This window comes from Streptomyces niveus, assembly GCF_001723055.1.
GTDB lineage: Bacteria > Actinomycetota > Actinomycetes > Streptomycetales > Streptomycetaceae > Streptomyces > Streptomyces niveus.
This window is the reverse complement of sequence record NZ_MDCR01000020.1, coordinates 1-15,057: the sequence shown is the minus strand read 5'-3', so window position 1 is coordinate 15,057 and position 15,057 is coordinate 1. Positions and strand designations below refer to the sequence as shown.

At 72.7% G+C, this 15,057-nt stretch carries 15 protein-coding genes; 6 read left to right on the top strand and 9 right to left on the bottom strand.

Features of this window, described 5'->3' with window-relative positions; genetic code table 11:
• A partial coding sequence (locus BHU15_RS02790; RefSeq protein ID WP_438284952.1) for a TerD family protein occupies positions 1 to 685 on the top strand: 685 nt, incomplete at its 5' end.
• 25 nt (positions 686 to 710) lie between these two features.
• On the opposite strand, the gene BHU15_RS02785 is transcribed toward BHU15_RS02790, so the two are convergent.
• Positions 711 to 1,883: a glycosyltransferase gene (locus BHU15_RS02785; protein ID WP_069625688.1), complete on the bottom strand. Its 1,173-nt coding sequence runs from the start codon at positions 1,881 to 1,883 to the stop codon at positions 711 to 713.
• A 58-nt stretch (positions 1,884 to 1,941) separates the two neighbouring features.
• Here BHU15_RS02785 and BHU15_RS02780 point away from each other — a divergent pair, with 58 nt between their 5' ends.
• From BHU15_RS02780 to BHU15_RS02765, 4 genes are all read left to right on the top strand, one after another.
• Positions 1,942 to 2,730 carry a glutamate racemase gene (locus BHU15_RS02780; protein ID WP_023543488.1) on the top strand — a complete coding sequence of 263 codons (789 nt, stop codon included), beginning with the start codon at positions 1,942 to 1,944 and terminating at the stop codon, positions 2,728 to 2,730.
• Positions 2,731 to 2,854: 124 nt separating this feature from the next.
• Entirely contained in the window at positions 2,855 to 3,490 is a 636-nt protein-coding gene (locus BHU15_RS02775; protein ID WP_247748875.1) for a hypothetical protein, read from the top strand.
• Positions 3,491 to 3,692: 202 nt separating this feature from the next.
• Positions 3,693 to 5,312 carry an apolipoprotein N-acyltransferase gene (lnt, locus tag BHU15_RS02770; RefSeq protein ID WP_069625687.1) on the top strand — a complete coding sequence of 540 codons (1,620 nt, stop codon included), beginning with the start codon at positions 3,693 to 3,695 and terminating at the stop codon, positions 5,310 to 5,312.
• 42 nt (positions 5,313 to 5,354) lie between these two features.
• Positions 5,355 to 5,837, top strand: a complete 483-nt coding sequence (locus BHU15_RS02765; protein WP_069625686.1) for an NUDIX hydrolase — start codon at positions 5,355 to 5,357, stop codon at positions 5,835 to 5,837.
• Between the two features lie 73 nt (positions 5,838 to 5,910).
• Here the strand turns inward: BHU15_RS02765 and BHU15_RS02760 are convergent, their stop codons facing one another.
• Genes BHU15_RS02760 through BHU15_RS02750 form a run of 3 tightly spaced genes read right to left on the bottom strand, consistent with a single transcriptional unit; the run spans position 5,911 to position 8,517 of the window.
• On the bottom strand, positions 5,911 to 6,924 hold the full coding sequence (locus tag BHU15_RS02760; protein ID WP_069625685.1) for an NAD(P)/FAD-dependent oxidoreductase: 1,014 nt from the start codon (positions 6,922 to 6,924) through the stop codon (positions 5,911 to 5,913).
• Positions 6,921 to 7,439: an isoprenylcysteine carboxyl methyltransferase family protein gene (locus BHU15_RS02755; RefSeq protein WP_069625684.1), complete on the bottom strand. Its 519-nt coding sequence runs from the start codon at positions 7,437 to 7,439 to the stop codon at positions 6,921 to 6,923. The genes BHU15_RS02760 and BHU15_RS02755 overlap by 4 nt, the downstream gene beginning before the upstream one ends.
• Positions 7,440 to 7,452: 13 nt before the next feature.
• A complete protein-coding gene (locus BHU15_RS02750; RefSeq protein WP_069625683.1) occupies positions 7,453 to 8,517 on the bottom strand; it encodes a type III polyketide synthase in 1,065 nt (354 codons plus the stop codon).
• A 115-nt stretch (positions 8,518 to 8,632) separates the two neighbouring features.
• On the opposite strand from BHU15_RS02750, the gene BHU15_RS02745 reads away from it, so the two are divergent.
• Positions 8,633 to 9,535, top strand: coding sequence for a UbiA family prenyltransferase (locus BHU15_RS02745; protein ID WP_069625682.1), 903 nt, complete (start codon positions 8,633 to 8,635; stop codon positions 9,533 to 9,535).
• Between the two features lie 82 nt (positions 9,536 to 9,617).
• Here BHU15_RS02745 and BHU15_RS02740 read toward each other — a convergent pair whose 3' ends face one another.
• From BHU15_RS02740 to BHU15_RS02720, 5 genes are all read right to left on the bottom strand, one after another.
• Positions 9,618 to 11,447, bottom strand: a complete 1,830-nt coding sequence (locus tag BHU15_RS02740; protein ID WP_069625681.1) for an RICIN domain-containing protein — start codon at positions 11,445 to 11,447, stop codon at positions 9,618 to 9,620.
• Between the two features lie 578 nt (positions 11,448 to 12,025).
• Positions 12,026 to 12,958: an ATP-grasp ribosomal peptide maturase gene (gene tgmB, locus BHU15_RS02735; RefSeq protein WP_023543499.1), complete on the bottom strand. Its 933-nt coding sequence runs from the start codon at positions 12,956 to 12,958 to the stop codon at positions 12,026 to 12,028.
• A gap of 16 nt (positions 12,959 to 12,974) precedes the next feature.
• Entirely contained in the window at positions 12,975 to 13,166 is a 192-nt protein-coding gene (gene tgmA, locus BHU15_RS02730; RefSeq protein ID WP_023543500.1) for a putative ATP-grasp-modified RiPP, read from the bottom strand.
• A 371-nt stretch (positions 13,167 to 13,537) separates the two neighbouring features.
• A complete protein-coding gene (locus tag BHU15_RS02725; protein WP_069625680.1) occupies positions 13,538 to 14,029 on the bottom strand; it encodes a subtilase-type protease inhibitor in 492 nt (163 codons plus the stop codon).
• 259 nt (positions 14,030 to 14,288) lie between these two features.
• A partial coding sequence (locus BHU15_RS02720) for a TIGR03767 family metallophosphoesterase (protein WP_069625679.1) occupies positions 14,289 to 15,057 on the bottom strand: 769 nt, incomplete at its 5' end.

Genomic DNA, 15,057 nt, shown 5'->3' with positions numbered 1-15,057 from the left:
ACGGGCGCGGCCGGCGGCGCCCCCGGCCGCGCCCGTCCCGTCTCCCGTACGGCTCAGCAAGGTCACCCTGACCAAGGAGGCGCCCACCGTCTCGCTGTCCAAGCAGGGCGGCAACTCCGGTGAGATGCGCGTCAATCTCAGCTGGCAGGTGCGCAAACAGTTCAAGGGCTGGGGCGCCAAACTCGGCCGCGCCGTCGCCATGCACGGCGACCTCGACCTCGACCTGTGCGCCCTCTACGAACTGACCGACGGCCGCAAAGGCGTCGTCCAGGCACTCGGCAATGCCTTCGGAGCGCTTCACCAGCCGCCGTTCATCCATCTCGACGGCGACGACCGCACCGGCGGTTCGGCCAACGGCGAGAATCTCAGCATCAACCTCGACCACAAGAACCAACTGCGCCGCGTCGTCATCTTCGTGACCATCTACGAAGGAGCGCGCAGCTTCGCCGATCTCGACGCGACGGTCACGCTCCAACCGCAGAACGGCGCCGCGATCGACTTCTCGCTCGGCGAGTGCACGGTGCCCTCCACGGTCTGCGCGCTCGCATTGATCACCAATACCGGCTCCGATCTGCTGGTCCAGCGCGAAGCGCGTTTCCTCGTACCGGAACGCGGCGTCAGCCCGCAGCGCACCATCGACTACGCCTACGGCTGGGGCATGAACTGGACGCCCGGCCGGAAATGACCCCCCGGCCCGGCGCCGGCTCGCCTCAACGCTCCGGTGCGGCCTCCGGACGGGCGTACGTACGCCCCTTCCAGGCCGCACCACGGCCCCGGTAGTGCCGGAAGGCCGAGTCGACGGTCATCAGGAGGTAGAGCAGGGCGGTGAACGGCAGCAGGGGAGCGAGCCACAGCGACTGCCGGTAGTACCGCAGCACCGGTACGTACGTCCCGGCCATCACCGCCCACGCGGCGCCGCCCAGCAGCCCGGCCGGTGTGTCACCTCCCGACAGGCCCGCGTACACCCCGGCGGGCGGCGCCAGATAGACGACCGCGAGCCCGGCGACGGTGCCGATCAGCAGCAGCGGATTGTGCAGAAGCTGGGCGTACGCGCTCCGCGCCACCATCCGCCACAGATCGCCCAGCGCCGGATACGGGCGCACGCTGTCCACCCGCTCGGCCAGACCCAGCCAGATCCGGCCACCGGCCGCCCGCACCGCGCGCGCCAGCGACACGTCGTCGATCACGGCCTGCCGGATGGAGTCGGGAATCCGCGCCCGCTCGGCGGTCTCCGTCCGCAGCAATACGCAGCCGCCGGCCGCCGCGGCCGTACGCGCCCCCGGCTTGTTGACCCGGCGGAACGGATACAACTGCGCGAAGAAGTAGACGAACGCGGGCACGATCAGCCGCTCCCACGCCGTCGTCACCCGCAGCCGGGCCATCTGCGAGACCAGGTCGAGTCCGTTCGTCCGCGCGGCGGCGACCAGTTCGCGCAGGCTGTCCGGCTCATGGGCGATGTCGGCATCCGTAAGGAGGAGATAGTCCGGCCCGTCCTCCCGCGCCAGTTCGATGCCGTGCCGCAGCGCCCACAGCTTCCCCGTCCAGCCGGGCGCCGGCTCCGGCGGGGAGACCACCGTCAGCGGCAGCCCGCCGAACCGGTCGGCCAGCTCCCTCGCCAGGGCGCCCGTACCGTCGGTGCTGGAATCGTCGACGAGGAAGATCTCCGCCCGCCCCGGATAGTCCTGCGCCAGCAGCGACGGCAGGCTCACCGGCAGCATCCCGGCCTCGTCCCGCGCGGGCACCACCACGGCGACGGACGGCCACGGCGACGGAGCCTCCCGCGGCGGCAGCCGCTGATCCGTACGCCAGAAGAATCCCTGACCCAGCAACAGAAAGCCCCAGGCGGCCAGTGAGACCGCGGCGATCCAGGCAATGGCGCTCATTCGCCGCAGTCTGCCCCACATCGGCGGGACCGCAAGGGCGGTCGTCTATGGTGACCGGGTGAAGATCGCGCTGATGGACTCCGGTCTCGGGCTGCTCGCCGCAGCCGCCGCAATGCGCCGGCTCCGGCCGGACGCCGGCCTCGTGCTCTCCTCCGACCCCGGCAGCATGCCGTGGGGACCGCGTACCCCGGACGACATCGTGGCCCGCGCGCTCACGGTGGCCCGCGCCGCCGCCGCGCACCGGCCCGACGCGCTGATCGTCGCCTGCAACACCGCGTCGGTGCACGCCCTGCCCGCGCTGCGCGCCGCGCTGGAGCCCGGACTGCCCGTCATCGGCACGGTCCCCGCGATCAAGCCGGCGGCGGCCGGGGGCGGGCCCGTCGCGATCTGGGCCACCCCGGCCACCACGGGCAGCCCCTACCAGCGGGATCTCATCCGTACCCACGCCGCCTCGGTCGACGTCACCGAGGTGCCGTGCCCCGGTCTCGCCGACGCGCTGGAGCACGCCGACGAGGCGGGCATCGCCCGCGCCATCGCGGCGGCGGCGCTCCTGACCCCGCGCGAGGTAAGGACCGTCGTCCTGGGCTGCACCCATTACGAACTGGTCGCCGAACGCATCCGGGCGGCCCTGAGCCACCCCGGACTGCCGGAGGTGACACTGCACGGCTCGGCCGACGCCGTCGCCGCGCAGGCGCTGCGCCGCCTCGGGGGCGCGGCGGCCCCGGCGGCCGACGCGGAGCCCGGCGACCTCACCGTCCTGCTGGCCGGAAACCGCGCCACGCTGACCGACCCGGCCCTGACGTACCCGGAGGGCCGGCTGCTGGCGGCCGTCACCCACGCGCACTAGAGCGTGTGTGGCCATCGTCACCGGGGCGCCCGGGGGCGGGCGGCGCAAGGGCCCCGGTGGACTCCGCCATTCCGGATCCCGCCGGGGCGGTGCTCCCCGGGCGGTTCGTGAGTACGCTGCAACCATGACGGAGCACCCCCGACGAGGGGGGCCAGGCACAGTGCCCCTCCCCGAAATCTGGACCGGCCGAGCGACCAACCGCATTCAGTGGCTGTTCGCCGTGGTGGGCGTCGCCTGCCTCGCGCTCGGCATCGAGCTGGCGATCCAATCCTCCTGGGAGACCGGCATCGTCGCGCTGGCCGCGTCGGTCGTCGGCTGTGTGGCCGCCGGACTGCTGATCCTCTTCGGCACGCTCGCCTTCGTGCACGTGGCGGTCAAGGTCGATCACGACCACCTCGAGGTGCGCTGCGGCCACGCCGGGCTGCCACGCCGCCGTATCCCGCTCACCCAGGTCACCGGCGCGGACTTCGAACCCAGCGTCACGCCCCGCCAGTGGGGCGGCTGGGGCTATCGCTGGCGACCCGAGCAGGGCACGGCAGTCGTCGTACGGCGCGGCGAGGGTGTCGTGCTGACCCTCGGCGACGGCAGGACGTTCACAGTGACGGTCGACGACGCCGAGGCCGCGGTCCGCGTCATCCGCGACCGCCTCCGCGCGGCGGCCACGGGCACGGTGTCGCTCAGCAAGTCGGGACTCGGCACGACCGGGCTCGGCAAGGCCACCGGCGGCCGGACGATCCTCGGCGGCTCGGCCGAGGCCTGACGGCGGGGCACGGGCCCGTACGGCCCGGCACCGCCCCGTACCGGCCAGGCACGGCCCCGCGTCGGCCGGCTCGGCCCCGCACCGTTCGCCACGGCCCGGCATCGCCTCGCACCGCCCTTGACGCTGCGACCGACCCGCAAGCGGGCCCCCGTACGAAGGCCGGACTGACGTCGACCGGTGCCGTCACCGTAGACTCCGCCGGGTGAGCACCACCATCACCCCCGTCGAGCCGGCCGAGCCCGCCCCCGCGCCCGGCGGCAGGCGTCGCGCACGCCGGTTCGTAAGGCCGGGCGCCGCGGCGCTGTCCGGGCTGCTGCTCTTCGCGAGCTTCCCGCCCCGCCCGCTGTGGTGGCTGGCGCTGCCCGCGTTCGCCCTGCTCGGCTGGACGCTGCGGGGGCGCCGCCCGCGTGCCGGGTTCGGGCTCGGGTTCCTCGCCGGGCTCGGCTTCCTGCTGCCGCTCCTGAAGTGGACGGGCGAAGAGGTCGGCCCGCTGCCCTGGGTCGCGCTGGCCGCCGTCTCCGCGCTGTTCATCGGCGTCGTCGGGGTGGGAATCGCCGCCGTGTCCCGGCTGCCCGCGTGGCCGGTGTTCGCCGCCGCCGTATGGATCCTGGGCGAGGCCGCCCGCGCCCGGGTGCCGTTCGGCGGCTTCCCCTGGGGCAAGATCGCCTTCGGCCAGGCCGACGGCGTGTTCCTCTCCCTCGCCGCCGTGGGCGGCACCCCGGTACTGGGCTTCGCCGTCGCGCTGTGCGGCTTCGGCCTGTACGAGGTGGTCCGCCAGGTCCTCGCGCACCGGGCCCGGCCCGCGCCGCGCCAGGTGCCGCGCGCCGCCGTGGCCGTCGCCGCCCTGTCCGTGCTCGTCCCCGTCGCGGGCGCCCTCGCCGCGCTGCCCCTCGTGGACGACTCGGCCGAGGACGGCACCGCCACCGTCGCCGCGATCCAGGGCAACGTGCCGCGTCTGGGGCTCGACTTCAACGCCCAGCGCCGAGCGGTGCTCGACAACCACGCCGCGCGCACCGAGCAGCTGGCGGACGACGTCAAGGCGGGCAAGGAGCCGCAGCCGGACTTCGTCCTGTGGCCGGAGAACTCCTCGGACCTCGACCCCTACCGCAACGGCGACGCGCGCCTGGTCATCGACGACGCGGTCAAGAAGATCGGTGTGCCGACGGTGGTCGGCTCGGTGCTCTCGCCCGACACCGGCAAGCTGCGGAACTCCCTGATCGAGTGGGATCCCGCGAACGGGCCCGTCGCGACGTACGACAAGCGTCATGTCCAGCCGTTCGGCGAGTACATCCCGATGCGGTCCTTCGTACGGATCTTCAGCTCCGACGTCGACCGGGTGCGGCGTGACTTCGGTCCCGGCGACAAGGTGGGCGTGTTCGACCTGGCCGGGACCAAGGTCGGTCTCGCCACCTGCTACGAGGCGGCCTTCGACTGGGCGGTGCGTGACACCGTCACGCACGGCGCGCGGCTCATCGCCGTGCCGAGCAACAACGCCACCTTCGGGCGCAGCGAGATGACCTACCAGCAGCTCGCGATGTCCCGGGTGCGGGCCGTCGAGCACAGCCGGTCCGTCGTCGTCCCCGTCACCAGCGGCGTCAGCGCGATGATCATGCCGGACGGCAAGGTCGTCGAGCAGACGAAGATGTTCACGCCCGACGCGCTCGTCCGCGAGATGCCGCTGCGCTCCTCACAGACACCCGCCACCCGGATGGGCACGCTGCCCGAGGCGCTGCTGGTCGCGATCGCCGTCGGCGGTCTCGGCTGGGTCGGCGCACGGACCGTACGCGCCCGCCGGAGCCCCGCCGCCGACGACGCCGGCTGACGCGCGCGCGGGGATCCGCGGGCCTGCGCTTAGGGTCGTGGCATGGGAACGCCAGACTTCATCCGAGAGCTCCGCGAGACCGCCGGCCACCAACTGCTGTTTCTGCCCGGAGTCAGCGCGATCGTCTTCGACGACGACGGACGCGTGCTGCTGGGCAGGCGCGCCGACACCGGCAACTGGTCGATCATCGGCGGGATCCCGGAGCCGGGGGAGCAGCCCGCGACGACGGCGGAGCGCGAGGTGTACGAGGAGACCGCCGTACGCTGCGAGGCGGAGCGCGTCGTCCTCGTCCAGGCGCTGCCGGAGCCCGTCACGTACCCCAACGGGGACCGATGCCAGTACATGGACATCACACTGCGCTGCCGCGCGACCGGCGGGGAGGCCAGGGTCAACGACGACGAGTCCCTGGAGGTCGGCTGGTTCTCCGTGGACGCGCTGCCCGAGCTGCGGGAGTTCGCCCGGTTCCGTATCAAGCAGGCGATGGAGGACGAGCCCACCTGGTTCCAGCGGAGCGCGGGCGCCTGAGGACACGGCGTACGGCGCGGATCCCGCCTCCCGCCCAGGCGAGTACCCGGGCGGGATCCGTACCACCGCCGCGCTACTGGAGCGCGTGGACCGCCGCCGCGAAGACGGACGGGAGCCGGGCGGCGGCGGGCACGATCAGCCCCGCCCCGCGCGGACCCCGGGTGGCGCGCAACAGGCCCTCCGTAAGGAGGCGGTGGCGTCTCGTCAGCTTCGACCAGGCCGCCGGATACGACTGCGGCCGGCCGTCGGCCAGCGCGCGCACCGCCGCCCCGGCCGTCGACAGGGCCAGGGCGACCCCCTCCCCGGTCAGCGCGTCCACATAACCGGCGGCGTCGCCGACGAGCAGCACCCGCCCCGCCAACGGCCGGCTCACGCGCTGCCGCAGCGGACCAGCCCCGCGTACGCCGCTGGCCGGCCGCTCGCCCAGCAGCGGCGCCAACTCCGGAAAGCGGGCCAGGTGTTCGCCGTACCCGCGCCGCTCGCGGCTCAGCACGGCCACGCCGACCAGGCCGTCACCCACCGGCGTCACATACGCCTCGCCGTGCCGCGACCAGTGGACCTCCACGAAGTCCGACCACGGCGCGACGTGGAAGTGCCGCCGCAGCCCGTAGCGGGACGGCGCGCGGTCCGGCAGATCCAGCCCCAGGCCCCGGCGGATCGGCGAGTGCAGCCCGTCGGCGGCGATCAGCCAGCGCGCGGTCCTGCCCCCGGCGCTGACCCGGTCGGCGCTCTGCCGCACCTCACCGACCTTGCCGCGCACCGTCTCCACGCCCAGCGCGTCCGCCCGGCGCCGCAGCGCGGCGTGCAACTCCGTACGGCGCACCCCGAGCCCCGTGCCGTCCCGGAAGCACGCCTCGGCGCCGCGTACACCGTCCCGGTAGCGGATGCCGCGCAGTTCGCGCCCCGACACCTCGACGCCCATCGCGCGCAGCGCCGCCGTACCGCCCGGCATGATGCCCTCCCCGCACGCCTTGTCCACCGGGGCGGTACGCGGCTCCACCACCACGGCCCGCAGCCCGGCGAGGGCCGCGTGGATCCCGGCGGCCAGTCCGGCAGGGCCACCACCGGCGACCAGTACGTCGATCACGCGGGCGCACCGGCGGCCCCGAGCGCCGTGTTCTCGCACCGGATCCGGACCGCCATCAACGCGGCGTTGAGCCCCGTGAAGGCGAGGGCCGTCACCCACGCCCCGTGCACCAGCGGCAGCGCCAGGCCCTCCGCCGCGACGGCGACGTAGTTGGGATGGCGCAGCAGCCGGTAGGGGCCGCCGGTGACCAGCGGCAGGCCGGGCACGACGATCACCCGGGTGTTCCAGCGCGGCCCCAGCGTCCGGATGCACCACCAGCGCAGCGCCTGGGCCGCGACCACCACCCCCGCCATCGTCCAGCCGAACGCGGGCACGAACGGCCGCCCGGCCAGGGCCGTTTCGGCTAGCGCGCCGGCCAGCAGACCGGTGTGCAGGGCGACCATCGCCGGGTAGTGCCCGCGCCCGGTCTCCGTACCGCCGTGCGCCAGACTCCAGCGGGCGTTCCGCCGGGCGACGACGAGTTCGGCGACGCGCTCGAACCCGACCGCCAGCACCAGTGCCGTGTACCACCACATGTGTCTCTCCAACTCACCAGCGAAGCAGGACGAGTTCGCAGCAGAACCCGGGGCCCATCGCGATCATCAGGCCGGGGCTGCCCGGCTCCGGGGCGTGCCGGGCGAGGGTGTCGCGCAGGACGTGCAGGACCGATGACGACGACAGGTTCCCCACCTCGGCCAGGGAGCGCCAGGTGACGTCGAGGGCGCCGTCGGGCAGGCCCAGTGACTCGCCCACGGCCTGGAGGACCTTTGGGCCGCCGGGGTGGGCGACCCACCCGGTGACATCGGCGGGCGTCAGACCGTGCTCGGCGAGGAAGCCGCGTACGTCGTCGGCGAGAAGGCGGCGGACGACGTCGGGCACCGACGAGTCGAGGACGACGCGGAAGCCGGAGCCGGTCACCGACCAGCCCATGACATGGCCGGTGTCCGGATACATGCGGCTGCGCGTGGCGACGACCGTGGGGCCCCGCGGAGCGGCCTGGGCCCTGGGTTGTTCGCCCACCGCCACGGCCGCCGCCGCCCCGTCGCCGAACAGCCCGGTCGCCACCAGGTTCGCCATCGACGGGTCGTCCCGCTGGAAGGTGAGCGAGCACAGTTCGACCGAGAGCAGCACGGCCACGTGATCGGGCCAGCCCCGCAGATAGTCGTGCAGCCGCGCGACGCCCGCCGCGCCCGCGACGCAGCCGAGTCCGAAGATGGGCAGCCGCTTCACGTCGGGCCGCAGCCCCAGCCGCCCGACCAGGCGCGCGTCCACGGACGGGGCGGCCACGCCGGTGACGGAGGTGAACATCAGCAGGTCCACGTCCGAGGGCCGGAGCCCCGCCGTACGCAGGGCCCCGCGTACCGCCTCGGCGCCCAGGTCCCCCGCGACCTCGATGAAGATGTCGTTGGCGGCGCCGAACCCGTCGATCTTGACGTAGTCGTCCAGCGGCAGGGCCATGTGGCGCGAGTGGACCCGCACGCTCTCGTGCAGCCGGTCCATCACGCGCCGGTCCGACCCGGCCGGTAGACACGTGCGCGCCACCATGTCGGTGATCTCGGACTGGGTGTAGCGGTACGGAGCCAGGACGCCATGCACGGCGGCGATTCGGCTCATCGAATCCAACCTGAGAATGTCATAACCCTCCCAACAGCCGCAGGAGAGGATGAGACACCGTAAGTCGCCCGTCCGGCTGCCACGTGAACGGTGCCCGCGCGCCTACGATCGGCGCGTGGACGCCGAAGTGGATCAGAGAACGAGCACCCGCGGGGCCGCGAGCGGCGACACCCAAACCCTGGCGCGCGCACGGCTGCTGGGCGTCGGACGCGCCCTCGTGCTGTCCTGCCACCCTGGCCCCGTGGTCGCCGTCACCACGCTCACCCTCGCGCTCGCCGTCACCGCGGGCCACGGCGTGGGCCGTTGCCTGCTGCTCACCGTCGCCGTGCTGACCGGGCAGCTGTCCGTGGGGTGGTGCAACGACGCGTACGACGCACGGCGCGACACCGTCAACGCGCGCCGCGACAAACCCGTGGCCGCCGGGTCGGTCGGCCAAGGGACCGTATGGCGGGCGGCGTTCGGCGCTCTCGCGCTCTGCGTGCCGCTCTCGCTGGCCTGCGGCGCGCTCGCCGGGACCTCGCACCTGATCGCCGTGGGCGCGGCCTGGGCGTACAACCTGCGGCTCAAGGCGACACCGCTGTCCTGGCTGCCGTACGCCATCGGATTCGCGAGCCTGCCGGCCCTCGTCTCACTGAGCCTGCCGGGCAGCCCCTGGCCCGCCTGGTGGGTCGTCACCGCCGGTGCGCTGCTCGGCGTCGGGGCGCACCTCGCGGACGTCCTGCCGGACATCCGCGCCGACCTGGCCACCGGCGTACGGGGGCTGCCGCACCGACTCGGCGCCACCGGGAGTCGGTTGCTGCTCCCCGTCCCGCTGGTCGCGGCGTCGGCGGTGCTGACACTGGGACCACCGGGCCACCCTGCCGCGGGCGCCCTGCTCCTCCCGCCGGTCGCCGGGGCGGTGGCGGTCGCGGGCCTGCTGCTCGACCGCCGCCACACGAAGGCCCCCTTCGTCGCGGCGGTGGCCGTGGCGGCGCTGGACGTGGGGCTGTTGACGGCCCACGGGACGGGCGTCACCTAGGGCGTGTCTTCGAGGTAGCCCCGCCCCGCGTGCGGGCGGCGCTATTTCGAGGACACGCCCTGGGAAGCCCGGCCCCGGTGACTCAGCCGTCGAACCGGGCCCCGTCGCAGCGACCCTGACCGTTGCCGCCACGGTCGCGGTGCGGGCCGGGGCCGCCCTTGTCCCGGCCCTGCCCGTGGACGTCGCCCTCCCCGCGCCCGGGTTTGACGCAGTCGTGGTCCCCGGCGGGGCGCCCCTTGTCCCGTTTCGCCGAGCCGACCGTGTCCCGGTGCGCGGACATCGGGTCGGGCGGTGGCACCGTCGCCCGGCCGCCGCCGACGATCGGCAGGGACCTGGGGCTGTTGGGCGCCGCGTCCGTCAACCAGTTCTGGAGCGTGGACTCGTCGCGGATCTTCGCTACGACCGACGTACCCGCCACGGGAGTTGTCGGGACCACCGCCAGTGAGTCGTCCCACCGGGGGATCACATGCCCCTGGACCGTCACGTCGTAGCGCACCTCCGCCGCGTCGTCGGCCGTCGGCCCGGTGCACGGCGTGAGGACCGCCGAGCCGTCGACCGTACGGGAGTTGAGGCACAGTTCCTGGTCGGCTCCGTTGCGCAGCAGCCCGTCCTCCTCGTACAGCCACTGCTGGGTCCGCGCGGACGACGAGCAGATCGCCAGCGTCGCCTCGGAGCCGGGACTCGGCCGGGTGTCCCGCAGATCGAGGCAGAGGTCGGCGTCCGCGCTGCGCAGCGCCGTGCGCAGGACACCTGGCGGCGCGCCGGGACCGGAGACGCCCTGTGAGCCGGGGTCGGGGGACGTCGTGGAGGTGCCCGTGCCGATCGGGGCGGCCGGTCCCATCGCCTCGTCCTCGCTGTCACCGGGGGTGAGACCGGCGACGGACACCGCGAGCAGGCCCACGGCCACCAGGCCGAGCCCGCCGAGCAGTACGGTCCTCGGCACGCCCGGAGTGGTCAGCACGCGCCTGGCCGTCACCGTCACGCGGGGCAGCACCCGCGGGCGTCCGCCCACCGAGTGCCGTCCACCGCGGCGTACGCCCGCGCCCCGCGCCCCGCCGCGCCTGCCCGGCCGCGAGTCGAGGTAGCGCCGGGCGTGCGGGCCGAGGACCGCCTCGGCGAGCAGCACCGCGGGCCGGCCCTCGGGATGCACGAACTGCTCGGTGGCGTAGGCGCAGTGCGCGCAGAGCGCCAGATGCCGCTGGATGTCCGGGAGCAAAGCCCCGCCGCGCCGCAGCGACACGTCCAGCAGACGGTTGTAGTGGCGGCATTCCGGGTCCGACGCGAGTTCGATATGCGCGCGTACACAGGCGGACCGGAAGAGTTCACCCGCGTGTTCCCGTTCGGTGCGCGCGCTTTCCGGATCAATGCCGAGCAGACCGGCCGGTACGGTTATGGGCTCCGCCTCGACGTCCGTATGCCACAGGAGACATCGCGCGGCCGCGGGCATTGCCTGGAAGGCGTGGAAGGCGAGGCGCCGATTCTCCGGCGGGCGCGGCGTGTCGGGGCTCCCCGGGCCGGTGGCCGCCGGCCGCGCCGGGTGCTCCCAGACCGTGCCGGCCGGATGTCCTTCGGTCGCCTGCTGCCCTTCGGCGGCCCAGATGCCAGCCAAATGCCGGGCGGTCAACAGGAATTCGGGCCGCAGGGCCGGGACGGGACCAGGGTGGCGCAGAATGTCGAGCACCTTGCCGAAGGCCGCCGTGGCGAGCATCGACGCGGCGTTGGCCGAGGGGGAGCGGATCTCGGCGTAGTCGAGCAGGGCCTGCCAGTGCCGGGTGAGCAACAGTGCGGTGGCGTGGTCCTCTTCGTCGCTGTCGCGGGTCCTCAGCGCGGCGACGAGGTCCGCGTCCGAGCCTTCGGCGCGGGGGCCGGGCGGACCGGCCGGGGTGGTTCTGGACGTACGAGGATCCTGCATGGAGGTCCTGCCTTCCAGGGCACTGAGTGGGGGGTGTCCAGTCCCTTGACGCGAGGGTGGCGGCAGTGATGTCCGGCCGACTGAAAGGGGGTGGTCCGATGTGGTGCGTACCTTTGGGCGGTGTACGGCCTCCAGGAATGCGACCCGTGGGCGGAGAGCGGCGGGATAACGACGGCCGGAGAACTTTTCCGGGCGGTCGTACCGCCGCTGAATCGAACGGTTGAGCGCTCTGAGCATTGCTGCCGACTGAGCGCGTTCACCATTGCACAGCCCGTGCGGGTGAAACAAGAGATCTCCAACGGCGGCTATTCGATGCGTCGTTGAAGAACGGGTTGAGCAAGGATTTGTGCTGTGGGGGTCCAATTCCGACCGCGGGAAATACGGCGGGCAACCGGCGAACGAGGTCGCCGACAGGGCCCCGAAGGACCGTACCGTACCAAGATCTTCGCACTCGCACCGCATCGGCGACTCCCCGACCGGCGGGGGGACTTGGCCGAGGGAGGCGCCCCGTCCCGTCGATCGGGCACGCCGAACGCCCCGATACGCCCGGGGCCTGCGGAGATTCGCCGGTCAGAGGTCTAGACGGGTGGCGGTGAGGCGAGCCAGCCGGCCACGGCCCCGGCGATCGGCTGCCGGGTCTGAAGCTCCACGAAGCCGAACTGACCGCCCTGGTTGCATTCGAGAAACCACCAGGTGCCCTCGGTGTCCTCGGCGAAGTCGAAGGCCCCGTAAGCGAGATGGGCGACGCGCAGATAGCCGTACACGGCACGGGCGATACGGTCGGGCACCTCGACGGGCTCCCAGGTGTGGTCGCTCTCGCCGTACCGGCCGTCCACCTGGCCGGGACCGGCGACCTTCCGCGCGGCGAACAGCTGGTGACCGACCCCGGTGAGCCGGATGTCGGCCCGCTTGGAGATGTAGCGCTGGAGCAGGGTGGGCCCGGCGGAGACCGACTCGAAGTCGGCGCCGGGACCCACCCGGGTGGTCGGCAGCGAGACCGGCGGATCACCCGGCGGCGGGCCGGTGATCGACTTCACCACGATGTCCCGGTGTTCGGCGGCGAACAGCCGGGCGATGCGCGGGAAGGTGGTGACGAGGGTGGGGGGTACGGCGAACCCGCTCTGGTGCGCCACCCGCAACTGCCAGGGCTTGAGGCGCGCCTGGGCCGCCGCCTGCGGGTGGTTCATCCAGCGCGCCGTCGTGGAGTACAGCATGCCGAAGAAGGCGTGTTCGGACTCGGCGGTGAGCCAGGGCGAGGGGCTGGGCGCGTGGGCCGCGCTCGCGCCCGGCCGCCGCACCCATATCGAGCGCAGCCCGTCCATGCTCAACAGGCGTCCGCCCGCCGACAGATGGCCGCGGAAGTCGCCGCTGACGTACTCGGCGGACATCGACGCCTCGCCCGGCAGATCGGCGGGGTCGAAGCGCACCAGCGGCGTACCGCGCCCGTGCAGCTCGGCCACGACCAGATCCGCGGTGACGTCCTCCTCGGCGGTCAGGATCAGCACAGTCATCGGGTAACCAGGGCTGTCAGTCGTCGAAGTGCGTCTTGGAGCCGGCCGTCGAGGTCGTGGACCCGGCGGCGAGCAGCAGCGCGCGGTCGGCTATCGCGGGACGTCCGTCCGGCAGGACGTTCAGCTGGAGCGTGGAGTCGTAGGTGAAAGGTCCGACGACGGGTGTGCTGGGAGCCGGGAAAGCGTAGTTCAACGCGAACGGTCGCATGATTCTCCTCCACTGCCCCACGAGTCTGTTTCTGTCACGGAGGTAACAATACGTGGCGAAGATGTAATGGTCTCAGCACGGAAAGTCACATATGACGAACCGTCAGGCGGAGGGAGGGCTACCGTCCTCCGGACCTGGGCGGACAGGGGTGCGGGCGACGGGAACGAGGTCGCGAGAACTTCTCAAGTCCGTTGTGAAGAAACCGAGTTCGTCCGCTCCAGGGGGCAGTATCGGGTCAACCTGACCGGATTCCGTCCATGGTCTTCACTTCCGGAGGTTCCGGATCTGGCGGTGCGCGGGCTGTCGGCGGGGCCGGAACGCCGGACGGCCGGGGCGGGGAATTCCCTCGCCCCGGCCGCCCGTTCGTCGCCTCAGAAGGTGAAGACGGCGCCCCTGCCGCCGTTCATGGCGCACGAGTTCGAGAAGGTGTGGACGTAGGCGACGCGCTTGCCCTCCCACGCGCCGTCGGCGGTCACCGTGACCGGCTCCCACTCCTTCGTACAGACGCGGTTCGTCCCGGAGGTGGTGATCGAGTCGAACTTCGCGCCGTTCTCCTTCAGTTCGGCACAGGCGCCGGCCGCGTCCGGGTGGCTTCCCGAGGGGGTGGGCGCGCAACTGAGCGTAACCGCGCGCCGTACCGTACCGGACTTGTGATCAGCACCGTCAGTGACGGTCAGCACCAGCGCCGACGGCGCGTACAGGCTCTCCGCTCCGGTGGGCGAGGTGCCCGGCGCCGGCACGCCTCCGATGGATGCGCCCCCGCCGGGCGTTTCCGTCGGGACGGCGCCGGCCGCGCCGGTGACGAGGAGGCTGCTGAGTGCCAGTACGGCTCCACAGGCCCCAGCCCTTGCGATGCTCCGCATTTCGAACACTCCCTGGGTCGATGTCTCGGACAACGGACGTGAGTCTTGCTCACGTCGGGGGTGCTCCGCCCGTTCTGTGACCGGTTTTGGTCGCTCCGCGTGTCGCTGTGATCGCGGTGTGTGTCCGTAACTGCCTGGTCCGGGCCGGTGCGGGACGGGTGGCGAGTTGGGCCGAAAGTGATTGATTCGGAGCCTGTGTCGTTGGTTGACGGTTTGATTGTAAGGCGTGAAAACCCGTGAACCTTTGAATATATGATTATCAGCGACGCAGGAGCAGCTCGGTGTTGCGCGCGTCCTTCAGGCCCGCCAGATCCTGCCGGCTCCCCGGCGCGTTGAGCGCCAGCTCCCGGTAGAGCGACGCCAGCCCGGACTGGGAGAGATCCGTGAAGTCGGTCTCGCGCGGCGCCGCGGACTCGATCAGCGTGGTGAACAGCGAGAGCGTGCCGTCCTTGTTGTCCGCGATCTCGACGACCCGCGCGAGCTGCGGGAAGTCGATGTGCGACGCGGTGGAGATCTCCCAGAACGAACCGTGCGGCAGCACCACGTTGCGGTGGCTGTGCCCGTTGATCCAGGCCACGGCGGAGCGGTGCTCGCGCAGCAGCGCCACCACCTCGTTCCCGTCGTGCCGCGCCTCGCCGGGCCGGGCGGGGTCGGGCCGCTTGTTGCCCATCGTCCAGCTGTTGTGGTGCGTGAACAGCACCACGTAGCCGTCGCGGTGCTCCTTGAGGATCCGCTCCAGCCACCTGAGCTGCCCCGTACCGACCGAGCCGGTGAAGTGCCCGCCGTGGTCCGTGGTGTCGAGACTGACCCCGGTCACGTTCTCGCCCATGGGGAACGTGTAGTCGAGCGTCGCCTGGTCGAGGTTGTCCTTCGTGTAGCCGTGACCGACCGGGCCCGCCCCGGTGTGCGCCGAGTCCAGATGCGCCGTCAGGTACTGCAACGGGGTGAACGGCGCGCGGCGCGGGTCGGCGGTGACCGTGCGCATCCGCCGCTTCTCCCGGCGCAGCAGCGAGATCAGGGCGCCGCCG

Coding starts and splice junctions, on each gene's coding strand:
- tgmB (WP_023543499.1), bottom strand. CDS start 12,958: ATGACTGTGCTGATCCTGACCGCCGAGGAGGACGTCACCGCGGATCTG.
- BHU15_RS02750 (WP_069625683.1), bottom strand. CDS start 8,517: ATGAGCCGAATCGCCGCCGTGCATGGCGTCCTGGCTCCGTACCGCTAC.
- BHU15_RS02775 (WP_247748875.1), top strand. CDS start 2,855: ATGACGGAGCACCCCCGACGAGGGGGGCCAGGCACAGTGCCCCTCCCC.
- BHU15_RS02765 (WP_069625686.1), top strand. CDS start 5,355: ATGGGAACGCCAGACTTCATCCGAGAGCTCCGCGAGACCGCCGGCCAC.
- BHU15_RS02785 (WP_069625688.1), bottom strand. CDS start 1,883: ATGAGCGCCATTGCCTGGATCGCCGCGGTCTCACTGGCCGCCTGGGGC.
- tgmA (WP_023543500.1), bottom strand. CDS start 13,166: ATGCGACCGTTCGCGTTGAACTACGCTTTCCCGGCTCCCAGCACACCC.
- BHU15_RS02740 (WP_069625681.1), bottom strand. CDS start 11,447: ATGCAGGATCCTCGTACGTCCAGAACCACCCCGGCCGGTCCGCCCGGC.
- BHU15_RS02725 (WP_069625680.1), bottom strand. CDS start 14,029: ATGCGGAGCATCGCAAGGGCTGGGGCCTGTGGAGCCGTACTGGCACTC.
- BHU15_RS02755 (WP_069625684.1), bottom strand. CDS start 7,439: ATGTGGTGGTACACGGCACTGGTGCTGGCGGTCGGGTTCGAGCGCGTC.